Origin of the sequence: Fodinibius sp., from assembly GCF_034521915.1 — a bacterium.
Classification (GTDB): domain Bacteria; phylum Bacteroidota; class Rhodothermia; order Balneolales; family Balneolaceae; genus Fodinibius.
Genome location: NZ_JAXHLU010000013.1, coordinates 69,687 through 89,656 on the forward strand (window position 1 = coordinate 69,687; position 19,970 = coordinate 89,656).

The 19,970-nt window shown below is 42.2% G+C and carries 18 protein-coding genes; 14 read left to right on the plus strand and 4 right to left on the minus strand.

Annotation, left to right across the window (positions count from 1 at the left end; genetic code table 11):
* Positions 1-56 precede the first annotated feature (56 nt).
* Entirely contained in the window at positions 57-326 is a 270-nt protein-coding gene (locus tag U5J89_RS08585; RefSeq protein WP_322575203.1) for a Smr/MutS family protein, read from the plus strand.
* A gap of 227 nt (positions 327-553) precedes the next feature.
* Here the strand turns inward: U5J89_RS08585 and U5J89_RS08590 are convergent, their stop codons facing one another.
* Entirely contained in the window at positions 554-1,207 is a 654-nt protein-coding gene (locus tag U5J89_RS08590) for an energy transducer TonB (protein WP_322575204.1), read from the minus strand.
* A 446-nt stretch (positions 1,208-1,653) separates the two neighbouring features.
* On the opposite strand from U5J89_RS08590, the gene U5J89_RS08595 reads away from it, so the two are divergent.
* The 4 genes from U5J89_RS08595 (at position 1,654) to U5J89_RS08610 (ending at position 7,392) form a co-directional block, all read left to right on the plus strand.
* Positions 1,654-3,792 (plus strand): M3 family metallopeptidase, encoded by a 2,139-nt coding sequence (locus tag U5J89_RS08595; RefSeq protein WP_322575205.1) that lies wholly within the window; start codon positions 1,654-1,656, stop codon positions 3,790-3,792.
* Positions 3,793-3,957: 165 nt separating this feature from the next.
* Positions 3,958-4,260: a hypothetical protein gene (locus U5J89_RS08600; protein WP_322575206.1), complete on the plus strand. Its 303-nt coding sequence runs from the start codon at positions 3,958-3,960 to the stop codon at positions 4,258-4,260.
* A 368-nt stretch (positions 4,261-4,628) separates the two neighbouring features.
* On the plus strand, positions 4,629-5,297 hold the full coding sequence (locus U5J89_RS08605) for a DUF305 domain-containing protein (RefSeq protein ID WP_322575207.1): 669 nt from the start codon (positions 4,629-4,631) through the stop codon (positions 5,295-5,297).
* A 40-nt stretch (positions 5,298-5,337) separates the two neighbouring features.
* A complete protein-coding gene (locus U5J89_RS08610) occupies positions 5,338-7,392 on the plus strand; it encodes a hypothetical protein (protein WP_322575208.1) in 2,055 nt (684 codons plus the stop codon).
* A 185-nt stretch (positions 7,393-7,577) separates the two neighbouring features.
* Here U5J89_RS08610 and U5J89_RS08615 read toward each other — a convergent pair whose 3' ends face one another.
* Positions 7,578-8,153: a fasciclin domain-containing protein gene (locus U5J89_RS08615; protein WP_322575209.1), complete on the minus strand. Its 576-nt coding sequence runs from the start codon at positions 8,151-8,153 to the stop codon at positions 7,578-7,580.
* A gap of 188 nt (positions 8,154-8,341) precedes the next feature.
* Between U5J89_RS08615 and U5J89_RS08620 the strand changes: the two genes are divergently transcribed.
* From U5J89_RS08620 to U5J89_RS08640, 5 genes are read left to right on the plus strand one after another with little or no spacing between them, the layout of a single operon-like run.
* Positions 8,342-8,764, plus strand: coding sequence for a hypothetical protein (locus tag U5J89_RS08620; RefSeq protein ID WP_322575210.1), 423 nt, complete (start codon positions 8,342-8,344; stop codon positions 8,762-8,764).
* A gap of 31 nt (positions 8,765-8,795) precedes the next feature.
* On the plus strand, positions 8,796-10,175 hold the full coding sequence (locus tag U5J89_RS08625; protein WP_322575211.1) for a MutS family DNA mismatch repair protein: 1,380 nt from the start codon (positions 8,796-8,798) through the stop codon (positions 10,173-10,175).
* Between the two features lie 33 nt (positions 10,176-10,208).
* The gene (locus U5J89_RS08630) at positions 10,209-10,928 is read left to right on the plus strand and encodes an SGNH/GDSL hydrolase family protein (protein ID WP_322575212.1); all 720 of its coding nucleotides are present in this window, start codon (positions 10,209-10,211) and stop codon (positions 10,926-10,928) included.
* A gap of 5 nt (positions 10,929-10,933) precedes the next feature.
* Positions 10,934-11,890, plus strand: a complete 957-nt coding sequence (locus U5J89_RS08635) for a threonine/serine dehydratase (RefSeq protein ID WP_322575213.1) — start codon at positions 10,934-10,936, stop codon at positions 11,888-11,890.
* Positions 11,891-11,921: 31 nt separating this feature from the next.
* Positions 11,922-12,596, plus strand: a complete 675-nt coding sequence (locus U5J89_RS08640; RefSeq protein ID WP_322575214.1) for an SIMPL domain-containing protein — start codon at positions 11,922-11,924, stop codon at positions 12,594-12,596.
* A 47-nt stretch (positions 12,597-12,643) separates the two neighbouring features.
* Here the strand turns inward: U5J89_RS08640 and U5J89_RS08645 are convergent, their stop codons facing one another.
* Both U5J89_RS08645 and U5J89_RS08650 read right to left on the minus strand, forming a co-directional pair.
* Positions 12,644-13,573 (minus strand): PIG-L family deacetylase, encoded by a 930-nt coding sequence (locus tag U5J89_RS08645; protein WP_322575215.1) that lies wholly within the window; start codon positions 13,571-13,573, stop codon positions 12,644-12,646.
* 17 nt (positions 13,574-13,590) lie between these two features.
* Positions 13,591-14,238, minus strand: coding sequence for an arylesterase (locus tag U5J89_RS08650; protein WP_322575216.1), 648 nt, complete (start codon positions 14,236-14,238; stop codon positions 13,591-13,593).
* 123 nt (positions 14,239-14,361) lie between these two features.
* On the opposite strand from U5J89_RS08650, the gene U5J89_RS08655 reads away from it, so the two are divergent.
* From U5J89_RS08655 to U5J89_RS08670, 4 genes are all read left to right on the plus strand, one after another.
* A complete protein-coding gene (locus U5J89_RS08655) occupies positions 14,362-15,081 on the plus strand; it encodes an ABC transporter ATP-binding protein (RefSeq protein ID WP_322575217.1) in 720 nt (239 codons plus the stop codon).
* Between the two features lie 21 nt (positions 15,082-15,102).
* The gene (locus U5J89_RS08660; protein WP_322575218.1) at positions 15,103-17,649 is read left to right on the plus strand and encodes an ABC transporter permease; all 2,547 of its coding nucleotides are present in this window, start codon (positions 15,103-15,105) and stop codon (positions 17,647-17,649) included.
* Positions 17,650-17,909: 260 nt separating this feature from the next.
* Positions 17,910-19,031 (plus strand): magnesium/cobalt transporter CorA, encoded by a 1,122-nt coding sequence (gene corA / locus U5J89_RS08665; RefSeq protein WP_322575219.1) that lies wholly within the window; start codon positions 17,910-17,912, stop codon positions 19,029-19,031.
* A 54-nt stretch (positions 19,032-19,085) separates the two neighbouring features.
* Positions 19,086-19,967, plus strand: coding sequence for a universal stress protein (locus U5J89_RS08670; RefSeq protein ID WP_322575220.1), 882 nt, complete (start codon positions 19,086-19,088; stop codon positions 19,965-19,967).
* Positions 19,968-19,970 lie beyond the last annotated feature (3 nt).

Genomic DNA, 19,970 nt, shown 5'->3' on the forward strand with positions numbered 1-19,970 from the left:
TTCCTATTCTCCTCGCTATACTTATATGTCTACTAAATAGATCTAATTTAACAATAATGGAACCTACCGAAATTCCCATTGATGGAACTCTTGACTTACATACTTTTAAACCCGGTGAGCTGGGCTCACTCATTCCGGATTATATTGATGAATGCCTGAAAAAAGAGATCTACGAGATTCGCATAATCCACGGCAAAGGAACGGGCAATATTCGGCGTTCGGTGCATGCTCTTCTTGATAGAAATGACAAGGTTAAGTCCTACTCTCTAGCAAATGATCGCAGCGGGTGGGGTGCAACTATTGCCACCCTTAAAAGAGAGTCATAATTTCTTGTGCTTCATAATACAGGTAAACAAGTTTAATGCTTAGCTGAGGCCGAACATTTTTACGGGTACTTTATCTATTATAACCCCAACGATCCACTACTCTTTAAACCTCGCGGTGGAGGATACACTCTCAATTTTGCCAGACCCACAGCAATTATAGCCACGACATTAATAATTGGTAGTTATATCATTGTCATGATTTATATGTAAGTATATCAACCCATAAATCAATTCCGAAGCTTAAATATAATAGGAATTGTAAACTGAACACGAACAGGGACTCCTCGCTGCTCCCCGGGTTCAAATTTAGCTAATTTTACAACTCTTACTGCTTCTTCATCACATCCTCCTCCGATTCCGCGAATAACTCTTGGATTTTCCACTTCTCCCTTTTCATTAACAATAAATTGTACAATCACCCGACCTTCAATACCTGCTTTTTGGGCCCTATCAGGATATATAATTTTCTTTTGAAGTTCCGCGAAACTGGTTTTCATTTCGGGCATCTTTTCTACCGAAACAAAGAAATCCTCTTCCTCCTCTTCAGCATCTTCTTCCTGCTGAGGTGGCGGGGGCATCTCCAGAGACTCCTCCATATCAATTTCTGCATCTATATTGATTTCCACATCCTCAATAATCTCATCATTGGGAACACCCACGGGAACCTGTGGGCGTGGCGGTGGAGGCGGACGATTTTCCTGTTCGGTTTGTACTACCTCTTCCATCTCAACTACCTCTTGTTCACCTTTAAACGTGATTTCTGAGTCTTTAACATCAAAATCAATTTTTGTCAGCCCAATAAATATCAGGAGGGATACGATAAGTCCTACTTCCAAAAAAAGTTTATAGTAAGTTTTGAGATTATATTTTGGATTTTTCATATCTGAATACATAGTAACCTCCTTTTTTAATTTGGAGAACCGAAAACAGATAGCTTATCGAACATCAAAATGTAAATGCGACACAATCCTATGTTTTCAGGTTTATTCTATTAATAGTACTACAAGAATCAGGCCATTCTTTAGTACTTGCCAGAGATGCTCCAAACCCTCCAGACAAGACATTTTCAGGTCTCCCGAAAAGTTACTATTGCAATGGTGCAAGAATTGCATCAATCGAGATTGTAGCAATGCATGACTAAAGAAAATTTCCCTTATCTTCTTTAGGTTAAAGGGAAAAGATTTGATATAAACTAACTTCGAATCCTATTTTGTGAATAATGCGAGCTTAAAACCAACTTTCACCTTATATTTACCATTTAGGAGAAGTTGAATTTCTTTATATTCAACTGATTTGAGACTAAACCATCTAATTAACTTTTTGTACAATGAAAATTCTACAGTTTTTAATATTATCGCTGGCATTCAGCCTTATGCTGTCTTCCTGCGATCAATCCAACAGTAAAACAGATTCGATGAATAACAATCCTTTATTTTCTGCCAGCTCCCTTCCCTATGAAGCGCCTAATTTTGATGCCATAAAAGTTGAGCATTATCGCCCGGCTTTTGAAGAAGGCATGAAGCGAGAACTGGAAGAAATAGAAACCATTGCTACCAATCCCGAGCCTCCAACATTTGAAAATACCATTGTAGCAATGGAAAAAAGCGGAGCACTCCTTCGGCGAACAAGCTCTGTCTTTTATAACCTTACCTCGGCCCATACCAATGACCAAATCCAGGAAATACAATCAGAAATGGCCCCTAAACTGGCTGCCCATTCTGATGACATTCTGCTAAATGCCAATCTTTTCGATCGTGTAAAAACCCTTTACCAAAAACGCGATGAACTTGAGCTGGATGAAGCCTCATTAAAACTGCTGGAAGATACCCATCGCGAATTCGTCCGCGCGGGAGCCGAACTTTCGGAAGAAGAAAAAGAGCGGATGCGTGAAATCAACGAGCGTGTTTCTTCACTTACGACTCAATTCCAGGATAACCTGCTGCAGATAACCCAAGAACGTGCCGTCTTAGTTGAGGACGTTGATAAGCTTGACGGACTCAGTGAAGATCGTATTTCAGCAGCCCAGGAAGCTGCTGAGGAGCGTGGTGAAGACGGTAAGTATCTACTCACTATCACGAATACCACCCGCGTCCCCATTTTAAAGAGTCTAAATAATCGCGATCTGCGAGAACGCGTGTGGAAAGCCTCTGCCTATCGCGGCATTGGACAAGATGACGGAATCGACAATCGACCCATTATTCTTGAGCTTGCCAAGCTACGCGCTGAAAAAGCAAACTTATTAGGATACGAAAACTTTGCAGCATATAAACTGGATCCCCAAACGGCTAAAACACCAGATGCCGCACTGGATATGCTTACAGATCTTATCCCACCGGTAATCCAAAACTCACAAAATGAAGCCGATGCCATCACAGAAATGATGCGAAAAGATGGTATTGATGAAGAAGTCCAACCGTGGGACTGGAATTACTACGCTGAAAAAGTTCGCGAGGCAGAATACAATATAGATGAGTCGGAAGTACGCCCCTATTTTGAGCTTGACCGGGTGTTAAAAGACGGTGTATTTCATACCATGGAAAAACTGTTCGGCATCACCTTCGAAGAACGAAATGACCTCCCGGTCTATCATGAAGATGTTCGCACATTTAATGTATATGATGAAAACGGCGAACAAATCGGACTATTTTATGCCGATTATTTTGAGCGCGATTCAAAACGCGGTGGAGCCTGGATGAACTCATTCGTCTCACAATCACATCTGCTTGACAAAAAGCCGGTGATTGTCAACGTAATGAACATTCCCCCTCCCGCTGAAGGAGAACCTGCACTTATCAGTTTTGATAACGTTACAACTATGTTCCATGAAATGGGACACGCCGTGCACGGACTTTTCTCCGATGTAAAATATCCATCACAATCAGGTACATCTGTTCCACGTGATTTTGTAGAATTTCCATCAACATTTGAAGAGGACTGGGCGATACAACCGGAAGTACTCGAAAATTATGCCATCCACTACGAAACAGGAGAGCAAATTCCCCAAGATCTACTCGACAAAGTGATTGAAGCGAGTAATTTCAACCAAGGATTTGATACCCAGGAATACTTGGCGGCAACGATGCTCGATATGGAATGGCACCTGCTGGGTCAAGATGAGATCCCACAAGATGTACAGGCATTTGAAAACAATGCTCTTGCAAAATACAACCTCGATGTCAAAGCGATTCCACCACGATACAAATCGCCTTATTTTGCCCATATTTTTTCTGGCGGATATGCGGCCAATTACTACGCCTATATCTGGAGCGAAGTACTTGCCGCTGATGCCTTTGCTTTTATGATGGAGCAAGGCGGATTGGAAAGAGAAAACGGGAACCGATTCCGTGAGTATATTCTTTCTCAGGGCGGCAGCGATGAAGCGATGGAGCTCTATAAAGAGTATCGCGGTCAGGAACCGGATGTCAAACATCTGTTGAAACGCAGAGGACTCGAAGTGGATAATTAATATTCAGTTCCTTACTCATTTCTAAAGGCCGGAATTTGAATAAAATTCCGGCCTAACTTATTTATATACGCCTTATCCCATATATCATCACATAATCACACTAAATTTGATAAAAGCGCTAAGCTTTTTTAGGATTAAAAAGAATCAAAAACAAATCATTTAGCGATGCGTCAGATAAAACAGCTCCTGTTTATTTTATTAATTGCAGTTACAATAACGCAATGCAATGACCTAAAATCTTCGCAGGATGCCGAGCTATACTTCGAAGGAGAGGTAACCTATATGGAAATTGAAGGCGGCTTTTGGGCATTAGAAACGAATGAAGAAACCTACGAACCCACCAATCTGCCCTCTGAATTTCAGAAAGATGGACTCGAAGTTACCGTTGCTGCCAATGTAGAAGAAAATAAAGTAAGCATCAGAATGGTAGGACCTATCATCCGTATCGTTGATATTACAAAAAGGTAATTTCTCTTCTAATAAATAATATCCGCATAACCTCAGATGTTCTAAAATAATAAAACCAATCTGAGATCTTTTTATTCGATTCGGGCTCTTTTTTCCATTTCCTGTGTTTTTTCACAACTTATTTCTCCTCCTTTTCTGAAACTTAAATAGATTTTTCTGCGTCTAATTTCTGACAAAAAAACTATACCAAAAACAGATAATTGATTACTCCAGTAACTGGGTCAAGGTATATTAATTTGCATTTTTTAAAATAATCGCATTAGTATTTTTGTAAATTTGCAATTATAATGTTCATCATTCACAATTTGTGCATTAAGAACTAGGACATTCTCTGTATAAAATTTAAAAGCCTCAAGAATTTGAAAGTTTTGAAATTATTCCTCGTATTTTTTGTCATAACAGGAACCATAGCTTGCCAACACACCGAAAAAACAGCAACAGAATCTTCTGACAACTCAGCTGATAAATCAGAGCTTGAAGAACTTTACTGGGATCGTATCGAGAGTGCCCGAACATCGTTCACAGAAGCCGATGTAAAATTTATGACAGGAATGATTGCCCACCATGCTCAGGCACTCGTCATGTCCCGCTTAGCCCCTAAAAATGGCGCCAGTCCCGAAATACAGCGACTGGCCGCACGCATCATTAATGCTCAGCAAGATGAAATAAAATCTATGCAGCAGTGGCTTCGTGACCGAGATCAGCCCGTGCCTAATATTGAAATTGAAGGACTTAACTTAATGATAGAGCTCAACGGTAAACCCTATACCATGTATAAAAAAATGCGTGGTGTCTTATCGCAAGAAAAAATCGAAGATCTTGCTGCAGCACAAGGCAAAGAGTTTAATCAACTATTTCTTAAATACATGATTGAGCATCATTCCGGAGCCGTATATATGGTCGAAAACCTGTTCAATACCGATGGAGCTGCCCAAGACGAACAAGCATTTCGGTTGGCATCCGATATACAGGTAGATCAACGCACCGAAATTGATCGCATGCAGCAAATGCTCGATCAGCTTACCGAATCAGGATAACACATTAACAACGCTTTACTTTTAACTTAAAACTATCTTTATGAACTCATTGTACAACCGCTTCATTTCTGTCACCGGATTAGCCGGAGCAAACAAGCGCTGGCTGGGGCTATTATTCATAGTAGCTCTATTCGGCACTTATGCCTGTTCCTCTTCATCATCGGTAACAGAAAATCAGCAAGAACAATCCATCGAAACACCCAATATAAAATCGCTGGATAATGTAACACCTCCATCTCCTGATCCTCGCGTAGGACTCAAAGCGGGATTATTCGATGCCGAAGAGGCCATCTGGAATCTCGAGATGCTTTCGACCACTCCGCCGCCTAAAGATTTTATTGGCTCAACAAACTCTGACCTGGCATTTAAAGGTAATTATGCTATCCAGGGAAATTATAACGGCTTTATGGTTTGGGACATATCTAATCCTTCAAATCCAAGTCTGGTCGTTGATTTCCTTTGCCCGGCTTCTCAAAGTGACGTATCCGTTTATGGTGACCTTCTCTTTGTATCCGGCGAAGGACTTGGCGGACGCCTCGATTGCGGTACAGAAGGAGTTGATAAGAAAGCAAGCGACGAACGATTGCGCGGAATTCGAATTTTTGATATCAGTGACATCGAAAATCCTGAATACGTTTCCAATGTACAAACCTGCAGAGGCTCGCACACACATTCGGTTTTAGACGATCCACAGGATGATGAAAACGTCTATGTTTATGTTTCCGGATCAGCTCCGGTACGTCCCGATGAAGAATTGCCGGGTTGTTCTTCGGCTCCTCCCTCCGAGGATCCAAACTCAGCCCTATTCCGAATCGAAGTAATTCAGGTTCCTTTGGACAATCCCGAAAATGCTAAAATTGTTAACTCTCCGCGCATTTTTAAGGATCTTACTGAAGCACCCACTCACGGAATGTCTCCTGCTGATAAAGAACAAATTGAGAAAGCAAAAGAAGAAGGAGCATTTGTGGCTGAAATTTTTGGTCAACCCCGTATCATTCCTGATCGCTATGTTCAACAGATGCTTGCACAGGTCGTAAAGCAACGCGGCGGCACTGGTGAACCCACCGCACAAGACAGTGCTATGTTGCGCGAAAATATTGGCAAGATGATTGAAGAACGCTTTGGCGGTAATGATGACGAGGAAGAAGATCTCATGGCCAATCGCGGTCCAAATCAGTGTCACGATATTACGCTATATCCGGAAATTGGATTGGCCGGCGGAGCTTGTGAAGGATACGGCCTTCTTTTGAATATTGAAGATCCCGCTAATCCTAAGCGCGTTGATGCTGTTGCGGATTCCAATTTTGCATATTGGCACTCTGCTACCTTCAACAATGAAGGCGACCAAGTTTTGTTTACGGATGAATGGGGCGGCGGTACTCAACCGAAGTGCCGCGAAAAAGACCCAATGGAATGGGGCGCAAATGCCATATTCACTATTGACGAAAACAATGAGATGGATTTCCAAAGTTACTATAAGTTGCCTGCGCCCCAGACACCACAAGAAAACTGCGTAGCCCACAACGGTTCGCTGATACCGGTACCCGATCGCGATATTATGGTGCAATCCTGGTATCAGGGCGGCATCTCCATTTTCGACTGGACCGATCCCAATAATCCCGTTGAAATTGCTTACCACGATCGTGGTCCCATCGACTCTACCCGTTTTCAAATGGGCGGAAGCTGGTCGGTATATTGGTACAACGGCGTTATTGTGAACTCTGAAATTGCCCGCGGACTGGATATCTTTAAACTGGAACCCAGTCCATATCTCACCAAGAATGAGATTGCAGCTGCCAATACCGTTACGTTTGAACAACTTAATCCACAGGGACAGCCGAAATACGACTGGCCTGCCACTTTTGCTCTTGCAAAAGCTTATGTAGACCAACTTGAACGCGGCGAAGGACTATCCATGGATCAGATAACTAACGCCAGAAAGCAACTTGCAACAGCTGAAAAGGCCTCAGGAGCCAAACAACAAAAAATCCTTAATGGGTTAGCTGATGATATGGATAGCCAAGCATCAAGATCCAGCCAAACGGCGAAGGTAAATAAATTAGTTGATACCCTTCAAAAACTGGCTGCCAAATAAATCACCGTTATCTGACGAAGTGTTTTATTTGTGATACTATTGGCTCTTATTGGAATTGCTTAATGCATTCCGATAAGAGCCTTTTTTATTTTAGGATTTCTTTAAACCAGAAATGGATGCAAAAAGTAAAGTCCGGCAACTTAGAAAGCTACCGAACTTTACCACTCATCTTACAACAGGCTTGTTTAGTTTGCCACCAAGAATACCTTGTCAACAACATGAACATAGCCATTTGATGCGTCAACGGTACCTAAAATTTTGGCGCCGTTGACATACACGGCATCATCCTTCTTTTCCGACTGAACATACTGTCCGGTAGCCAGATACACATTCATGCCGCTTGCCAATTGATCTTGATCCAGCGAAGCAGGAGATGCATGGGAGGTTAAAATCTTAGCCAACTTCGATTTGTTTTCGGGCTTCATCAACTCATCGAGCGTACCTTCTGGCAAAGCCTTAAAAGCTTCATCAGTTGGAGCAAAAACCGTTAATGGTCCCGGATTAACCAATATATTTTGGATACCGGCTGCCTCTATCGCTTTAGCCAAAATGGTGTGATCAGGGGATTCTTTAGCAATTCGCAAGATGTGTGCCTTAGACTCATTATCCACTACTCCGGCCTGTCCCGTTGTAGATGCAGATGCTGTTCGATTCTGACTGGTAGTGTTATTGGATTTTTCTTCGGTATTACCACATGAAATTAATGCCATTGAAAGGGCCGTTACCAACACTATCGTACCTATTTTTTGTAAAATGCTCATAATTATTATGGGTTTTATTATTTTGATATACCACCTAACAAGATTAAAAGATCTTTTTATCTTTAATTGAATTTATAAAAAAATTATTACTTGGCCAATTTTAAATTACACTTCTAATTTCTATCTGCATCTTTTCGCTGCTTTCTCTATCCTTTGGCATAGTATTATTTATCCCAATAAACCTTTTTATGCAGAACTACTCCCGACAGTCGTTAGCAAACGCGCTCAAAAATCAAGTTCGCCGTTTATCCGATAACATTGCTTCCCTTGATAAGCTAAGTAGTCGCCTTTCAATGGGCCGACTTTTCGGCTTTGTGGGTGGGCTTACGCTGGTTTATACTGCCGGAAAATGGGGACCGGAATGGCTTTTCTGGATAATGCTGGTGGGCTTTCTATTTGGATTTAGCCGGTTGGTAAAAATTCACAATAAAATAGAGCAGTCCAAAGAAGAGTTTAAAATTTGGAAGTCGATTCGGGAAAATCACCTGGCCCGCCAGCAGTTAACGTGGCAAGAATATTCCAGAACGAGAAACCACCTCAAATTACGAAGATCATCCCTTTGCCAACGACCTCGATATTATTGGCAACCATTCCCTGCTCCAACTTATTGATACCTCTACATACCAAGGCAGTACCGATACATTGGCCAACTTTCTGCTAACCCGCGAACCTTCCATTGATGATATCAAACAGCGTCAGGAAATTGTTCGAGAACTTACCTCAAAACCACAGTTCCGGGATAAATTACATCTTCTGGCAGAACTCAACAGCAAACAGGAACTCGAAACTGACTGGAATCTCGATGAGCTGCTCGACTATCTAAGGAATTCTAAAGTGGTCAACTATACGCTTCCTCTAACAATACTGGGAGGACTATCGGCTCTCAATATCGTGCTGCTGGTGCTCTATCTTATGGGAACTGTTGCTCCATATGTTATCATCAGCTTTGTGGCATACTTGGTGATTTACAACTTTAACAGTGAAAAGATATCCGGGCTATATAATGAAGCGCATCAAATTGAAAAACAGCTTAGTCGCTTCAATCCCGTATTACACTTCCTGGAAAATTACAATTACCAAACTAATAAACAGCTAAAGGTATTCTGTGAACCCTATTGGAGCAGTGATTATTCCCCATCAAAATATGTAAATGGAATTATTCGTATTGCCGGAGCGGCTTCCTCTCAACAGAGTGAAATTGTCTGGGTGCTGCTCAATTTTTTGGTGCCGTGGGATCTCTACTTTTCTCAAAAACTTAGCACCTATAAAAAAGAGCTCGCCCCAAAACTGGACGAATGGCTTACACATTTCTATCAGCTTGAGGCTTTTTGCTCAATGGCCAATTTTGCGTGGTTAAATCCCCAGTATCATTTTTCTTTGCCTAATGTTCAATCCTCCACCCCTTTTTCCGCAACTGATCTGGGTCATCCGCTCATTTCCCATGAAGAAAAAGTAACCAATGATATTTCCATCGATTCAAAAGGGGATATTCTGTTGATCACCGGCTCCAACATGGCCGGTAAAAGCACATTTTTGCGGACCATGGGTATCAATCTGGCAATGTGCTTTGCAGGGGCTCCCGTTAATGCCTCGGAATTTTCTACGATTCCTTTTCGGATTTATAGCAGCATCAATGTAACCGACTCGCTGGACAATGGACTGTCTCATTTTTATGCAGAAGTAAAACGCCTGCGGGAATTACTTGATATGCTTAATGACGATCATGATACCCCGGTATTTTTTACGGTGGATGAGATCTACCGTGGTACCAACAACCGAGAGCGCCTCCAGGGTAGCGAGGCATTTCTGAAAAATGTGGCGGGGAAAAACGGAGTGGGGCTTGTTTCCACGCACGATCTGGAGCTGGCCCAACTGGAAGAGTCCATCCCCGAACTCAGTAACTGGCACTTTGCAGAAACCATTGAAGGCAACAAGATGAGTTTTGAATACAAACTGAAACCCGGTCCCTGTCCTTCTACCAACGCCCTTAAAATTATGGAAATGGAAGGATTACCTACCTAAGCCACACAACCAAAAATTACGAACGATCACTTTATGATTATTAAACATATACGACTATTGTGCTATTTTGTGATACTACTGAGCACAGTTTTGCTCAGTGGATGTCAGGAGAAATCAAAATCTACCGTTTCAGACCAAGAAATTACCTATCAAGAAATTAGCTTCTTGGCTCTGGGTGATTCTTATACAATTGGCGAAAGCGTAGATGAAGAGGAGCGCTGGCCTGTTCAGCTTGCTGATTCTCTCCGCCAGCACGGCTATTCTGTATCGCCTCCTGATATTATTGCCGAAACAGGCTGGACTACTGCTGACTTACAACAAGCGATTGACGAAGAGAATCCCCAATCTAACTACGATCTCGTTTCCCTGCTTATAGGCGTTAATAACCAGTATCAAGGCTTGAATTTTGAACAGTTTGAACAGGAGTTTGAAGAGTTGCTTTCGCAGGCTATTACTTTTGCTGGAGATGATACGGCGGATGTGTTTGTGGTTTCAATCCCCAATTATGGAGCCACTCCATTTGGACAAATTCGTAATCCTGAGCAAATACGGCAAGAACTAAAGCAGTATAACGAGACCGCCGAATCCATTGCGCAAGAGTACGAAATAACATTTATCGACATCACCCCCATTTCTGAAAAAGCACTAGATAATCCGGAACTAACAGCCAGTGATGACTTACATCCTTCAGGAAAGATGTACCAGCTATGGGTGTCGAAAATGCTGCCATCAATTTTACCTAAACTACAGTAATTAGAATGGAGCTACTCAAAGAAATTGAACAAGCTCACAAGCGAATCCGGGATGATATTTTTCAAACGCCATTGATCTATACAAATTGGCTGAGTAATCACTGCAATGGTGATGTCTACCTGAAGCTTGAAAGCGAACAAATTACCGGATCTTTTAAAGCGCGTGGCAGTTTAAACAAGCTCAAATGGATACAGGAACAAAATCTTGACAGTCTGCCCGTTACTGCTTCAACGGGAAATCATGGACTTGGGTTTGCCCGTGCTTGTGATCTACTGGGTATTAAGGGAAAGGTCTTTCTTCCTCATAATGCGGTTGTATCTAAGGTAGAATCTATCAAGGCTTTTGATGTGGAAATCGAATTCCACGGAGATGATCCCTATACAACCGAAATGTACGCCCGTAAAACAGCAGAGGAAAACGGATGGATCTACGTATCACCCTATAATGATTCACAAATTATTGCGGGACAGGGAACCATAGGGATAGAAATATTGAATGCTATTTCAAAACCCGATAACATTTTAGCTACAGTGGGTGGCGGAGGTTTAATTTCGGGTATAGGTGCTTATGTAAAAGAGCAATCATCACAAACAAATATCATTGGATGTCAGCCAGAAAACTCACCGGAGATGAGCGCAAGCGTGCGTGCCGGAGAATATCGCGAAGTGGAATCCAAGCCAACCCTTTCGGACGGTTCGGCCGGTGGATTTGAACGCGATTCTATCACTTTTGAGTTGTGCAAAAAGCTGGTAGATGATTTTGTTTTAATTTCTGAAGACGAAATTGCCGACAGTATCCGTTCTATGATCAAGCACCACAGCAAATTAATCGAAGGATCAGCGGGAGTGGCTATTGCAAGTTTACTAAAGCAGCCTGAACGTTTCGCAGATCAAACCACCGTTATTATTGTTTGTGGTGCGAATATTTCCGAAGATAAACTGCAATCTGTCTTGTGTGATTAATCCACTTAATTTCAACTAAATCATTTATTCTATGAGAGCCCTTACCCTTTTTCTTTCACTTTTCATTTTTACAGCAGCGGGACAAGCTCAGAACGAAATATCGATAAATGCCGCTGCGCAGGTGCTGGTTCCTGCAGATAAAATTGCTTTTCAAATCAACCTGAATGCTGAAGGTGATACCCCACAGGAAGCGTATGATCTTCACAAGGAAAGAGAGAACGTTTTGGTCCGGCAGCTAAAAAAGCATGACATAAAAGATGAAGACTTAAAGTTTGAACCTATCTCCATCAATAAAAGCTACAATGGTTCATATAGAAATAAAGAAGAGAAACGTATTCAAACGCGTCAAAACGTTATTGTAACGCTTGATAATTTTGATATCTACGAACAAATCCAGATCACGCTTATTGAAAATAATTTTGATGAATTCAGCGGTAATTTTACATCCAGCGAATCTGAGAAAGGTGAAGATGAAGCCCTTAAAAAAGCATTAAAAATTGCACGTGAAAAAGCAGAAATTATTGCCAAAGAAACGGGTGTAACAATTTCAGGAATCAAAAATATCAGCCATTCATATAGTAGTCGCCCGCCCCGTCCAATGATGGAAATGGCTGCCAGTAAAGCTTCTGATAGCAGTCTGTTAGAATTTGACCAGACAGTAAGTGTTTCGGCAAATGTGTCGGTAACTTATAAATTCAAGAAATGATTTCTAAAGTAAGGGATGCCATTGCTCTAAATGTCGGCATCCCTTTTTTAATTCCGAAAGTCTACATTGGGATTTCTGTAAATCGGTACCTCATTAACGGCCTCAAAAAAATCTTTCGCTTTTGTTAGATCTTCTTTGTCATTAATAGCATACGGCCAATACTGTTCCACATTACCACGTCCCATCAACAGCTGCATAGTTCCCTGCGATTTGTGCTCGGCAATCACCCAGTTACCAATAATCTTGTAATCCAGCCGATTATCAAATCCGAACTTTTGCGTACGATCAAACTCCATCGGCTCCTGTCCTTCCATCAGCCTGGAAATCGGATAACCCTCCAACTGGGAATAGTTAGTTTTCTCTCCCAATGAATCAGTAATGGTTGTAGCAAAAACAAGGGGGCGTTCTTCTTCGGGAAGATCTTGTATCACTTGCAAAGCCAAAATTGCAGAGGCTTTATGGTGTCCATGTGTGGTTTTCGAAGGAATCATAGTAAATACAAAGTCGTACTGTTCCTCCTTCAGAATTTTTTCCAGTCGTTGCTTAATCCAGTCCGTATTCCATCGCTGCATGGCCGGCTCAACATCTTTCGAATACTCGAAATCAGTCTGATCAAAAAAGAAGTAGTTGCGCATTCCCACGATTTTACCGCCGGCCATCAATTCCCGTTTACGGATACTTGGCAGATACTCGCGGCCTACCTCCTCTTTATCAAGTTCACGGTTATAAATATAATTTCCCAGGGTTGAGTACTTATATCCTCCTTCACCGTTAGTCATAATTGCGAGATCTACGACGCCATCCAGCAAATGCGTAGTCTTGAAAACCGTGGCCGCAAAAAGGGCATCATCATCGGGATGGGCGGTTACCAGCAATATTTTTGGTTCATAATCAAGCTCCTGAGCTTGGGCTTGTTCCGTAAATCCGAATAAAAAAAGTAAGGTGACAATTAAGAAAATCCCTTTTATTCTGCGCATAATAATAGTGAATACTTTTAATTAGTATGGTTTTCTGCTCTTTTAGATTTCAATATCGGTTTTAACACCTTCCACGTTTTCTCAGCCAACAACCTGTGTCCTGCTTCTGTCGGATGAATTCCATCAGACTGCATTAATTCCGAATTACCCCCCAGTTCATCTAAAAAATAAGGAATTAGTTCGGCATTATTTTCTTTAGCCAAGTCGGGATATATCTCCTTAAACTTAGTGGTGTAGTCGGGACCTAAATTAGGCGGTACCTGCATGCCAGTAATAATAATTCTCGCATCCGGATACTTGGCTTCTACCCTATCAATAATATTCTGCAAATTTTTCTTCGTTGTATTCAAATCAATGCCCCGAAGTCCGTCATTGCCACCCAGCTCAAGCACAAAAACAGATACCGGCTGACGCAACATCCAATCGATTCGGGATAAACCGCCGGCTGAGGTTTCACCGCTCGATCCCCCATTAACCGCTTTGAAATTCCAACCCAGTGAATCAATCTTCTGCTGAATAAAGGCCGGAAAAGCATTTTCTTCTCCTACTCCATATCCTGCAGTAATACTATCACCAAAGAAAAGTATGCGTTTTTGGGATTCCTGTCCTAAGAGCAACATCGGAAGTAAAAAAATCAAAACAATAGCCGTCAAAATCCGTTTCATTAATCAGTAAGCGTAAATTATTGTTATAGCATTTTCATTTAGGTTGGGAAACGCTTTCCTTTACGGAATGATTCACCCGTTGGTAGATGTTACTACCCATAATTCAATTATGATATTATTTTTATGGCTTTAGATCCAATTCTGGAAGTTACAAATCTTACTCAACAATTTAGAAGTGGCGATAAAAAATTAACCGTTCTCGATCACGTCGACTTTTCAGTAGAAGAAGGTACCACTTGTTCTATCGTGGGACCATCCGGCAGCGGAAAAACGACCTTGCTAGGACTTTGTGCAGGGCTCGATCGTCCAACAACCGGAGAAGTAACACTCAATGGTGTAAAATTAGGCCCGTTAAATGAAGACCAACGCGCCGAGGTTCGCAATAAACACGTGGGATTTGTTTTTCAAACCTTTCAACTGGTGCCCACCCTTACCGCTTTAGAAAACGTAATGGTTCCGCTTGAACTCCGAGGAGTAAAAACATCCGAGGTAAAACGAAATGCCGAAGAATTACTTACACAAGTTGGGCTTGCTGATCGGATGAGTCACTATCCTGCTCAACTTTCAGGTGGCGAACAGCAGCGCGTTGCTATTGCAAGAGCATTCATCAATAAACCAAAGATTCTTTTTGCAGATGAACCCACCGGAAACCTTGACTCCGAAACAGGGGGCACTATCGAAGAATTGCTCTTCGATCTCAATAAAGCCCGCGGCACTACTCTTGTTTTGGTAACGCATGATTTATCACTGGCCGAGCAGTGTCAGCGTATCATCCGGTTAAAAAATGGTCAGATCCACAAAGACGAATGGATTGACAAACCAACTGCAGAACAGGTTCAATAAGAGTTTTTAGATATCAGATTTATGTCATCATTCTTTTCTAAATGGTCATGGAAGATGGCCTGGCGCGATGCCCGATCCAATAAAAAGCGATTGTTCGTTTACATTTCTGCCATCATTATCGGCGTGGCGGCACAGGTAGCAATTACTTCGTTTCGTGACAGCCTCAATAATACGATCAATAATCAGTCGAAAGAACTACTGGGAGCCGACCTCAAAATTGAAACCGAGCAGCCTCCGCCCGATACGCTTACCGCCTATTTTGATACCTTGGGCGGCGAACAATCCACCATTACGGAATTTCCATCCATGGTTTTGTTTCCACAAAACGGGAGTACGCGACTGGCTAACGTCCGCGCGCTGGAAGGGAATTTTCCCTTTTACGGGGCACTCGAAACCATCCCAAAAGAAGCAGCCCAAACGTTCAAAACGGATACCACTGCCCTCGTCGATCAGGCGCTGTTGACCCAATTTAATATTGGGGTTGGTGATTCCATCAAAGTCGGAGAAGTTACATTTACTATTGGAGGTGGAATTACCAAAGTCCCCGGAGAGGCCGCGGCCGCAGCAATGGTAGGTCCCCGCGTATTTATTCCCGCTTCAATGCTGGAGGCTACAAATCTTGTACAGCGCGGCAGTCGTGTGGAATATAAGCAGTACTTTAGTTTTGCCGATGAACGGGATATGAAGGCCATCGAAGCACGCGTCGACTCGCTGCAAGATGCTCTCGGCATTGATATCGACACGGAAACCGTAGAAGAACGGCGTGAAGAAATCGGTGAGGCGGTTGGTAATCTTGGCAAATTCCTCAATCTCGTTGGCTTTATCGCCCTGCTGCTGGGTGGGATAGGTGTGGCAAGTTCCATCCATGTGTATATCAATCAAAAGATCAGCACGGCTTCTGTTCTTCGATGTTTTGGAGCTTCCTCTAATCAGACGATGAGTATCTTTCTGATTCAATCCATTGTTTTGGGATTCCTGGGAGCCCTTGCAGGCACGATAATCGGAGTAGGTGTTCAATATTTATTACCAGGATTATTTAGTGATTTTCTGCCGGTTAATGTAGAACTAACTACCTCTTGGTTGGCTATTGGACTCGGACTCTTTACCGGTACTGGTGTTGCCCTTGCTTTCGCCCTTCTGCCGCTTCTGGCGCTCCGTAAGGCTTCTCCGCTGTATGCTCTGCGCACGATGGAGGGATCAATTACAGAACTGCTCTCAAACAAGACAAAAACAATTATTTACGTAGCTATAGCGCTTGTTGTTATGGGATATGCTACCCTGCTTACATCCGATTGGATTATAGGCGGATTATTTACTGCCGGGATGATTATCTCTTTCGGATTACTCTGGCTGGTCGCAAAATTATTGATCAAGCTTATTCACCGATTCTTTCCCTCTCACTGGTCATATGTCTGGCGGCAGGGATTGGCGAATTTATACCGCCCTCACAACCAAACAACCACGCTTATGCTTTCTTTGGGATTGGGTATGCTGCTGGTAAGCACGCTCTACTTTAGTCAGGATATGCTGATGGAGGAACTCGATTTTGCCACCCGCGATGATGCTCCCAACCTCATTTTCTTTGATATCCAACCCGATCAAAACGAGGGCCTTAATCAACTGCTTGAAGAAAACAATGTACCCATTCTTCAAAATGTGCCCATGGTAACCATGCGACTGGATTCACTTCGTGGACGCAGCACTCAGGAAATTGATGACGACAGCACCAATAACGTCCGCGGCTGGGCACTGCAAAGAGAGTATCGATCCACCTATCGCGACAGCCTAATTGATTCCGAAACAATACTCAAAGGCGAATGGATTGGACAAGCCCCCGATACCGGGCGCGTTCCCGTATCAGCAGCCAAAGAAATTTCCGAGGATCTCAACTTAGAAATTGGCGATTCGCTTACATTTGATGTACAAGGAGTACCCGTGGAAGCTTATGTAGGAAGTATTCGAGAGGTAGATTTCCAGCGCGTGCAACCCAACTTTTTCATGCTCTTCCCCACAGGTGTTTTAGAACCTGCGCCCCAAATTTATGTCACCGTTTCTCGGGCTCCCAACCAAGATATTTCGGCTTCTATTCAACAATCGGTAGTTCAGAAATATCCCAATGTTTCAGCTATTGATGTGAGTCGCATCCTTGAGACCATCAATCAGTTTATCGATAAAATTTCGTTTGCTGTACAGTTTATGGCGCTGTTCAGTATTATTACCGGACTTATCGTCCTTGCCAGCTCTGTAGCTACCAGCCGATTCCAGCGTATTAAAGAAAGTGTATTGCTAAGGACTCTCGGAGCCAGCAAAAAACAGATCATCCAAATACTATCAGTAGAATATCTATTTCTGGGTATTCTATCTGCACTTACAGGACTTATTCTTTCAGTAGGTGCTACATGGCTATTAGGCTACTTCTATTTTGATATCACTTTTGTACCCAACCTCTGGGTTATAATTCTGGGCACGTTAATCGTTACCGGACTTACCATTTTAATTGGTATGTTTAACAGCCGAATCGTCTACAAAAAAACTCCTCTCGAAGTCTTACGCATGGAAGCTACGTAAAACGATGGATATCAAACAGAAAACAAATTTGATCTCCCTCATCATACTGCTGGTATGTATTTTAGTGTCTATTCTAATCTATCAGTACACAGGCAACATCGTTGTGGCTTTATTTATTGCTCCTCCTATTATCCATTGGATTCTAAGAAAAAGAAACAGTTCGGAACATTTATAAATTAATCGCAAATTCTTTTACAATTTGTATTAAGATTGCAGCTTAACCATATTATTGCCACTGTTTAAACAAAACATCTATTGATATGGCTACTTCGGGTAAGATTACAAATATGCTGCCAAGCATACGATTTCGCAAAGCAGGGCATCGTAAAAAGCCGGGAACGGCGCCGGGGACCATTGAGCATATTGGTGAACGGCACATGGATGAAATCAAAATCACCGTTCATGATTACGATGAAGAACAGATTGATGAGATTCCAATTAATAAAATTCAAAAAGTCCAACCTTATTTAGATGCTCCTTCAAAAACCTGGGTGCAGGTACGAGGCCTACATGACACTGAGAAACTGAAATCGATCTGGAATTTCTTTAATCTGCATCCACTCATTCAAGAAGATATCGTTCACACGGCGCAACGCCCCAAGGTAGAAGTCTACGATAATTGTATCTTTTTTGTACTTCGTCTGCTTTCGTATTCCCAAGAGGAACAAAGAATTAAGGCTGAACAAATCAGCATTGTGCTTGGCAAAAATTACGTACTTTCATTTCAGGAAACTGATATTGATCATTTTAAGCCCATTATTAATCGCTTGGCAATAAAAGGATCACGCATCCGAAAGCACGGTACCGACTATCTGACCTATGCCTTGGTTGACGCTGTTGTGGATTATTACTTCAATATCATAGAACACATAGCTGAAGATATTGAACGACTTGAAGACGAACTGCTTAAAGACCCTGAGGATCACCTGTTGACAGAGATACATAAAATCAGGCGTGAAATTATCTTCTTTCGAAAGTCGGTTTGGCCATTACGTGATGCCATCAATACAGCTATCAGAGATGAATCTGAATTTATTCATGATAACACAAAAATATATCTCCGTGATGTTTACGATCACATGATTCAGGTAATTGATAACATCGAAAATTACCGCGACATGATTCTGGGTCTGCATGATATGTATATGTCCCACGTGAGCAATAAAATGAACGAGGTAATGAAAGTGCTCACCATAATTGCCACCATTTTTATTCCATTGACATTTGTTGCCGGAATTTATGGGATGAATTTTGATCCCGGAGCAAGTCCCTATAACATGCCGGAACTCAGTTGGTATTGGGGGTATCCCGCCGCGATGGCTGTAATGGCAATAATTGCCGTAATTATGATTTTCTACTTTAAACGGAAAGGCTGGTTCTGAGATAAAAAGATATTTTTGTATTTTAAATAAAGCATTTAATCAAATACTACCATCATGGAAAATATAAAAATACTTGTCCCGCTCGACTTTTCTGACCTTGGCTCAATAGCGCTACATTCCGCCGAGAAACTGGCAAAACTATTTAATGGAAGCGTCACTCCTTTCCACTCCTACCTGCCACTTAATGAGGTTGATGGTGGTCCTTACATGTTTGGAATGGGAACGTCTACGATGGAAGATTTTGATGAAATTGAGGAAGCACTCCACGAACGACTGTCAGAACTGGCCAAGGATGAAATTGATTCCTCACTAGTTACTGAACCATTGATTTCTATCGGCAATCCGGCCCAATCTATTGTGGAGGAATCCGAAGATTTTGATATGATTGTAATGACTACCCACGGCCGAACGGGATTTTCCCGGTTTTTCCTGGGATCTGTTTCCGAGAAGGTTCTTCGAATAGCTCATGTGCCTGTTTTGATTGTTAATGAAGAACGGGAACTTACAAATTTAGAGCGCATAATGGTGACGACAGATTTCTCTGATCACTCAAAGGAAGCCTTCCCGGTCGCTATGGACATTGCTAAAAAAGCCAATGCCAAACTGGAGCTGGTTAACGTAATGGCGTATGATCCTCAGCACGAAGACGAGCCTGATGATTCCAAGAAACAATTGCGCGAACAGCGGCTCAAAGTTTTAGCCAAAGAAGAGATGCACAAATTGGGCGATCTGCTGGAGACTAAATTAATAACGTCAGAAGACACCCCGCACGAGGCTATTCTTAATTACAACCTTGAGAATCCTCACGATCTTATTGTAATGTCTACGGTGGGACGTACCGGAATCGACTACCTTATGATGGGGAGTACCACTGCAAATGTTGCCCGACATGTAAAAAGTCCCGTACTTAGCGTTAACCCCAAAACCAATAAGTAACTG

Coding starts and splice junctions, on each gene's coding strand:
- U5J89_RS08585 (WP_322575203.1), top strand. CDS start 57: ATGGAACCTACCGAAATTCCCATTGATGGAACTCTTGACTTACATACT.
- U5J89_RS08590 (WP_322575204.1), bottom strand. CDS start 1,207: ATGAAAAATCCAAAATATAATCTCAAAACTTACTATAAACTTTTTTTG.
- U5J89_RS08595 (WP_322575205.1), top strand. CDS start 1,654: ATGAAAATTCTACAGTTTTTAATATTATCGCTGGCATTCAGCCTTATG.
- U5J89_RS08600 (WP_322575206.1), top strand. CDS start 3,958: ATGCGTCAGATAAAACAGCTCCTGTTTATTTTATTAATTGCAGTTACA.
- U5J89_RS08610 (WP_322575208.1), top strand. CDS start 5,338: ATGAACTCATTGTACAACCGCTTCATTTCTGTCACCGGATTAGCCGGA.
- U5J89_RS08615 (WP_322575209.1), bottom strand. CDS start 8,153: ATGAGCATTTTACAAAAAATAGGTACGATAGTGTTGGTAACGGCCCTT.
- U5J89_RS08620 (WP_322575210.1), top strand. CDS start 8,342: ATGCAGAACTACTCCCGACAGTCGTTAGCAAACGCGCTCAAAAATCAA.
- U5J89_RS08630 (WP_322575212.1), top strand. CDS start 10,209: ATGATTATTAAACATATACGACTATTGTGCTATTTTGTGATACTACTG.
- U5J89_RS08635 (WP_322575213.1), top strand. CDS start 10,934: ATGGAGCTACTCAAAGAAATTGAACAAGCTCACAAGCGAATCCGGGAT.
- U5J89_RS08640 (WP_322575214.1), top strand. CDS start 11,922: ATGAGAGCCCTTACCCTTTTTCTTTCACTTTTCATTTTTACAGCAGCG.
- U5J89_RS08645 (WP_322575215.1), bottom strand. CDS start 13,573: ATGCGCAGAATAAAAGGGATTTTCTTAATTGTCACCTTACTTTTTTTA.
- U5J89_RS08650 (WP_322575216.1), bottom strand. CDS start 14,238: ATGAAACGGATTTTGACGGCTATTGTTTTGATTTTTTTACTTCCGATG.
- U5J89_RS08655 (WP_322575217.1), top strand. CDS start 14,362: ATGGCTTTAGATCCAATTCTGGAAGTTACAAATCTTACTCAACAATTT.
- U5J89_RS08660 (WP_322575218.1), top strand. CDS start 15,103: ATGTCATCATTCTTTTCTAAATGGTCATGGAAGATGGCCTGGCGCGAT.
- corA (WP_322575219.1), top strand. CDS start 17,910: ATGGCTACTTCGGGTAAGATTACAAATATGCTGCCAAGCATACGATTT.
- U5J89_RS08670 (WP_322575220.1), top strand. CDS start 19,086: ATGGAAAATATAAAAATACTTGTCCCGCTCGACTTTTCTGACCTTGGC.